The sequence below is a fragment of the Streptococcus parasanguinis genome, from assembly GCF_001074805.1.
Lineage (GTDB): Bacteria > Bacillota > Bacilli > Lactobacillales > Streptococcaceae > Streptococcus > Streptococcus parasanguinis_A.
Genome location: NZ_JUPI01000082.1, coordinates 1 through 5,752, shown reverse-complemented (window position 1 = coordinate 5,752; position 5,752 = coordinate 1). Strand labels below are relative to the sequence as shown.

The 5,752-nt window shown below is 35.3% G+C and carries 6 protein-coding genes; 3 read left to right on the top strand and 3 right to left on the bottom strand.

Annotated features, from left to right (window positions below; translation table 11 throughout):
- Positions 1 to 758: 758 nt before the first annotated feature.
- Positions 759 to 956, bottom strand: coding sequence for a hypothetical protein (locus tag ADI76_RS05665; protein WP_049515072.1), 198 nt, complete (start codon positions 954 to 956; stop codon positions 759 to 761).
- Between the two features lie 79 nt (positions 957 to 1,035).
- Here ADI76_RS05665 and ADI76_RS11830 point away from each other — a divergent pair, with 79 nt between their 5' ends.
- Positions 1,036 to 1,242: a hypothetical protein gene (locus tag ADI76_RS11830; protein ID WP_049515073.1), complete on the top strand. Its 207-nt coding sequence runs from the start codon at positions 1,036 to 1,038 to the stop codon at positions 1,240 to 1,242.
- Positions 1,243 to 2,628: 1,386 nt separating this feature from the next.
- Here ADI76_RS11830 and ADI76_RS05655 read toward each other — a convergent pair.
- Together ADI76_RS05655 and ADI76_RS05650 are read right to left on the bottom strand one after the other, a co-directional pair.
- Positions 2,629 to 2,928, bottom strand: coding sequence for a type II toxin-antitoxin system RelE family toxin (locus ADI76_RS05655; RefSeq protein ID WP_003007839.1), 300 nt, complete (start codon positions 2,926 to 2,928; stop codon positions 2,629 to 2,631).
- Positions 2,925 to 3,173: a type II toxin-antitoxin system RelB/DinJ family antitoxin gene (locus ADI76_RS05650; RefSeq protein ID WP_003007840.1), complete on the bottom strand. Its 249-nt coding sequence runs from the start codon at positions 3,171 to 3,173 to the stop codon at positions 2,925 to 2,927. The genes ADI76_RS05655 and ADI76_RS05650 overlap by 4 nt, the downstream gene beginning before the upstream one ends.
- Before the next feature lie 641 nt (positions 3,174 to 3,814).
- Between ADI76_RS05650 and ADI76_RS05645 the strand changes: the two genes are divergently transcribed.
- Positions 3,815 to 4,918 carry an ABC transporter permease gene (locus tag ADI76_RS05645; RefSeq protein WP_049515071.1) on the top strand — a complete coding sequence of 368 codons (1,104 nt, stop codon included), beginning with the start codon at positions 3,815 to 3,817 and terminating at the stop codon, positions 4,916 to 4,918.
- A 1-nt stretch (position 4,919) separates the two neighbouring features.
- A complete protein-coding gene (locus tag ADI76_RS05640; RefSeq protein ID WP_049515070.1) occupies positions 4,920 to 5,609 on the top strand; it encodes an ABC transporter ATP-binding protein in 690 nt (229 codons plus the stop codon).
- The last annotated feature ends 143 nt before the right edge of the window (positions 5,610 to 5,752 follow it).

The following is a 5,752-nucleotide window of genomic DNA, read 5'->3' as shown; positions in this document are numbered from 1 at the left end:
GATAGCCATTATGGAAATTATGAGGATAAACCACAAGTAAATCATGTAAAACTTATAAAGATAGCAAAAGGACTTATTTTTTTGTTTAGGCTTATCCTTCCAATTTAAATAAAAGAAATAAGGTGTATTAATAATTAAAATAAATAAAAATCTCATCTCTAGCACAACTTTTTACTTTCTATTTTGGATTTCCCACAAGATCTCCCAACTTCCAAATACCAAGCCAAAAAGAAATTGTTAGCATGATAAAGAATGTAAGGAACATATTATCGACTAGATTTTTACTCATCAAGCATAGTTCTCTAGCTATATAAGGACACACGGGAAACAAAATGCACTGTACTATAGTAATTATTTTTTTCATGATTCATTAATAATACTGTCACATATGATACAGTATACTCCTTTCTAGGAAGATTTCTTTTTATCCCTATATTTATTATAGGCCTAAAGCAATTTAGATTCAATTTTATATATGTGAATGTAGTTTCAGAATTCGAACTTTAATTTTTTTATTATACATTGATTATCATTGAAAAAAATGTACAAATCAATTTCTTAGATTTGATAATATGATGAACTATAAAATATACAAAATACCACTCCAGAATAATGTACAAAACAAAAATAAAGTACACTTTTTTAAAGAATGTACTTTATGCTTCTAATTCAGTTGTATCAATGGTTTAGCTCTAGTTTAGTCAATTGTACATAAACTTTTAGTTTTTCTTTAGTAATTTATTCTTGTTCTTCAACACTTAAATTAGAAGAATTGAATAAATCCTGTAACTATAAATTTTACTTTCTTCAAGAACAACTCGCTTAGTCTGGAATCTTGCATCATGAGATTTTGGTGGGTGTGCCACACTTTGCGCAAAGGCAAGAGACGGCGAAGCGAGACTAAAAGTTAAGATACCTGTAGAAATAGCAACTGCAAAAAATTTAGTAGTTTTCATGAGCTTTTTTCCTTTCTTATTTGTATCCGCTTACACTTTATTATATAATGTTATTATAGCAAAGAAAGAAGGTGTTATTATGTTAAAAAAATATTTTTCAAAATATAAATGGACTGATTTATTTTGGATTCTATTTGTGATTTTAACATGCATCTATATAGGAAACCGTGATTTTCTTCCTCTTAATCATCAAGAATTCTCTCTTCGTGGTAGTTTCTGGGGATTTGTACTTGCATTATATCACTTACTATTCATTGATAAATTTGTTATCTCTAATCGGAAGTAAAACGATACTAGGTAAAAACTCAATTTCAGGAGAAAATAAAGTAAATCTCCCCACAATAAAACGCATAGTATCAAGGTTCTTCAAAACCTAATATTATGCGTTTTTTGATCCTAAAGACTTTTCCCTATTCTTGTTTATTTTGTTGTTGACTATCTTTATATGAATTTTATAGCATAGGCTATCGTCCATATCTGAGGCACTGTGACACTAAAAACTAGGTCAGTCTCATAGAAGAAGACGAAAAGGCAACCGATAAAAGCGTTAAGACACGCCAACGATTTTTATCACTTTGTCCATTTACTACCCCCTTTCACTATTTAATAATTAATTTAGACGATGCAAAAGTGTGAAAAAAGACAAATGTTTATCTTTCTAAACGGATTAAGTTTTCCCACTTTTAATTGCTTGAATAGTATTGGAAGCTTTTTTTAATATTTCGTCATGATTGGATAAGCAACAGCCAGTTGCAACTGATCGGAGCTCTCACGATGAAAAATGAAACATTATTGTTAGAAACTAAAAAAAGCTGGTGGCAACGGTTGTTTTCAAAAAAAGACAGCCGTTAATTAGTAGAACATATTGTTTTGAAAAACTTGATGCCCCCAATATCATCATGTTTCAACGTAGCTTTAATTCTCTTTGAATAATTTCCTAAAACCAATCTGACTTTTTCGGTACAAGCCATTTGTCAAATCTTTTGTTAAACATTTACATTCTTTTTTACACTATCAATGGTTATTGGAATTAGCAAACAAAAAACGGCAATCAGCATTCACTAAATTACCGTTTTTTATTTAAATTCTATTATTATTAACTACCTAAAAATATTAGGTAAATTACTATTAATTACCCTGAGGCCATCGTTTATATATTGACCCAAAACGTCAAATCCGTTATAAATAAAGAGTCCTAAAATTATAGATGAAATAATAATACTTGCACAAATAAAATATGTACGATTTTTTTCATTCATAATATCGATTATCTCCTAAGTTAGTATAGACTAATAGTTCCGTTTTGATTAAATGGGACTCTATAATAAGTTTTGCCTCCAACAGTACCTCCAAAATTAAAACCAGCTCCTAACAACTCTGCTTTAATTTGACCTGAAGCATTACTATTTACAGCTTAAGAATTGATAATTATAGTTTGCACATTGGAATCATCCACTTTCTTATATAAATATTAATTAGTTACGGTAATTTTTTATTCTAAAAATTTTATCTTTAGTAACAACTTTTTCTTATTTTATTATACTTTAATTTGAATGAAATTCCATTTTTTTATATGTGAAAGTAGTTCCGGTTTTCTTATCTCATTTACTTTTAATTTCTTGAATATGTTAGTAGGTGTTTCTTTCTTTTATACAGGTTGGTTAAAATAGCTTCATCTGTTTTTTATACGTTTTTCAGAAATTGTATAAATTTCGTTATCACTTCTCTTACCAATAGCAATGACTTCAATAATTTCAATTGCATTGACAGTTTCATGAAAAACAATTCTCAGGCCCAATTTTTTGTGTTTTAACTTCCTGTAACCTGCTAAATTACCGTGAAGAGCCTCTCCGGCAAGCATCCCTTGATTTTCTAACTTGATAAGTGACTTTTTAACATGAAGACGTTGACTATTATCTAATTTATAAAAATCATCTTGCGCTTCAGGAATCAATTCAACTTTATAACTCAATCCCAACCGTCCTCTACATTTTCCAAACCTTCACGCCAATTTGAACCAAGAAATTCATCGACAGTTAAATTTTTTCGTGCTTCAAGTTCAAATGGAATTTTACGATCACGTCTGATTTTATTGAAATATAAATTAATTGCTGTAGTATAGTCAAGCCCAATCTCCTTCAAGACCTCACCAACTTCCTGTTTTAATTCAGAGTCAATACTTAGATTCAATCTTGCTTTTGTAGTTGTAATTGCCATTTAAATCACCTCATCTTTTTGTGTATATTATACACAAAAAAACAGATTTTTTCAAACTATTTTTTCTCATTGAGAATTTTTTTGTATAAATTATAAAAAATTAATGTTGAAATAATTATTTTTGAACATTTTAAAATGAAATGATTAAGATATTTCATCAGAAACACCAACAACCCCAACCGTTGGGGCTGTTTTTTTGCTTATTGTTCCACTTTCTGAAAAAGATATGTTTTTCGGAAACATATAATTATAAACTTTATAAACTTATATGTTCATAAAATTGAAGTTTATTTGTACCAAGTTGTATTTCAAATCACTTTTATTCGAAGAAAGATTTTAATAACCCCCCTCAATTTCAAGCGTCTATTGCTATTTTCTTCTACACTAAAATGAAGGATTTCATGTAGGGGGCATCTAAATCAACAGGAAAAAGCCTTGAAATCAAGGCTTTTTTGTTTGTCTATAGCATATCTCTTTTTTGTATATATTAATAATTAATAATTAATTATTGAGAAACAAATCCGATTCCTTCATACTCCCCAAACACCATCCCCCTATTCTCCCCCCACTTATGGTATGATGATAGAGTATGTTTAGGTGCCGAGCTACTCGAGCACCACCCTGCTAAAAGGAGAACCAATATGAAAATTGCATGGAATGAAATCAAATACCAACCCAAGAAGTTTATCCTGATTGAACTCCTCATTACCATCCTCATGTTTATGGTGGTGTTCTTGTCAGGACTGACAAATGGACTGGGCCGTTCGGTATCCGCTCAAATCGATAACTATGGGGCCCTGCACTACATCCTTTCGACGGATTCAGAAGGGATTATCCCCTTTTCAACCATTACGGCAAAAGATGTAGATGAGGTGCAAAAGATAGAGGGGATAGACTATTCTGGCTTGTCGATCCAACGGGCAACCGTCTCAAAATCAGAGGATTCCAACACTCTGGACATTACCTACTTCGCGACCGACCACAACGAAGAAGAAATCCTCAATCCAATCATGGAAGATACAGACCTCAAAATCTCCGACTTACAGAAAAACGAGGTCATTTTGGACCATTCTTTCAAAGAGGATGAAGGAATCCAAATCGGCGATCAAGTGACCGACAAAACTTCTAAGCAAAAACTCAAGGTCGTGGCCTTCGCGAAAAATGCTAAATACGGCTATAGCGAGATTGGTTTTATCAGCTCGGAGACCTACACAGGCATGCGACAAAAAACAGATCCAAGCTATCAATGGCAAGCCCAGACTCTTGTGACCAAGAAAAGCATCTCTTCTAGCGATCTATCCAGCAACTTAATGGTGGCGGATAAGAAGCAAGTGATCGATAAAATCCCTGGCTACAAGGCTCAAAACCTGACGCTACGGATGATCACGTGGGTGCTGCTACTTGCTTCCTCTGCTATCCTTGGAGTCTTCTTCTATATCCTGACCTTGCAGAAGTTGAAACAGTTCGGTGTCTTGAAGGCCATTGGCATGTCCATGAGCCAGATTACCTATGTCCAACTATCCCAGCTCACCATCATCTCCCTCATCGGAGTACTGCTGGGTCTTGGCTTGGCAACCATGATGGCGCCATTTTTACCCAATAGCGTCCCTTCCTTTATGACCCTGAAAGACAACCTCACCATCTCGGTTAGCTTTATCCTGACCTCTATTTTGTGTGGTGCCTTGTCCCTTGTCAAAATCAAAAAAGTAGATCCAATCGAAGTCATTGGTGGAAATGGAGAATAAGATGGCCATTATCGCATTAGAAAATATCAGAAAATCCTACGCCGATGGCAGCCAGATGCACCATGTCCTCAACCAGCTAGAATTAAGCGTCGAACCCAACGAATTTGTCGCCATCCTGGGCCCTTCAGGATCCGGCAAATCCACGCTTTTGGCCATCGCTGGCTTGCTTTTATCAGCGGATGAGGGGCGGATTTCTATCGCTGGCCAAGACTTGACCGGCCTCAACCAAGGCCAGTGGACGCAAAAACGGTTGGAATTGCTCGGCTTTATCTTTCAAGATCACCAGCTCCTCTCCTATATGAAAATCGGTGACCAGTTAGAACTGGTGGCCAAATTGAAGGGGGAAAAGGACAAGAAAAAACGCCAAGAGGAAGTCAAAGCCTTGTTGGCAGACCTGGGCATCGAAGCTTGTTACCACCAATACCCGAATCAGATGTCTGGTGGGCAAAAACAACGGGCAGCCATCGCTCGGGCCTTTATCGGAAATCCACAGGTCATTTTAGCCGATGAACCAACCGCTAGCCTAGACCCAGATCGAGGGCAAGAAATCGCCCAGTTGATCCGGAAAGAAGTCAAATCCAAAAACAAGAGCGCCATCATGGTGACCCATGACCGCTCCATCCTGACCTATGTGGATACCATTTATGAATTAAAACACGGCCAATTGCTAAAGGTCGAAAAGCTTGATTAAATACAAAAAGAGGCTGGGACAAAAGTCCTAGCCTCTCAATTGTCTCTGCATTGTCGAGCAAGACGCAGTGGTTGAGTGGGCTCTACTACGCTGATTTCATCAGCTTTTATAGCCCTACTCAACTGTGCGGAGGTGGGACGACG

What these genes read in the sequence shown, in the direction of transcription:
- ADI76_RS05665 (WP_049515072.1), bottom strand. Translation starts at nt 956, where the DNA reads ATGAAAACTACTAAATTTTTTGCAGTTGCTATTTCTACAGGTATCTTA.
- ADI76_RS11830 (WP_049515073.1), top strand. Translation starts at nt 1,036, where the DNA reads ATGTTAAAAAAATATTTTTCAAAATATAAATGGACTGATTTATTTTGG.
- ADI76_RS05650 (WP_003007840.1), bottom strand. Translation starts at nt 3,173, where the DNA reads ATGGCAATTACAACTACAAAAGCAAGATTGAATCTAAGTATTGACTCT.
- ADI76_RS05645 (WP_049515071.1), top strand. Translation starts at nt 3,815, where the DNA reads ATGAAAATTGCATGGAATGAAATCAAATACCAACCCAAGAAGTTTATC.
- ADI76_RS05640 (WP_049515070.1), top strand. Translation starts at nt 4,920, where the DNA reads ATGGCCATTATCGCATTAGAAAATATCAGAAAATCCTACGCCGATGGC.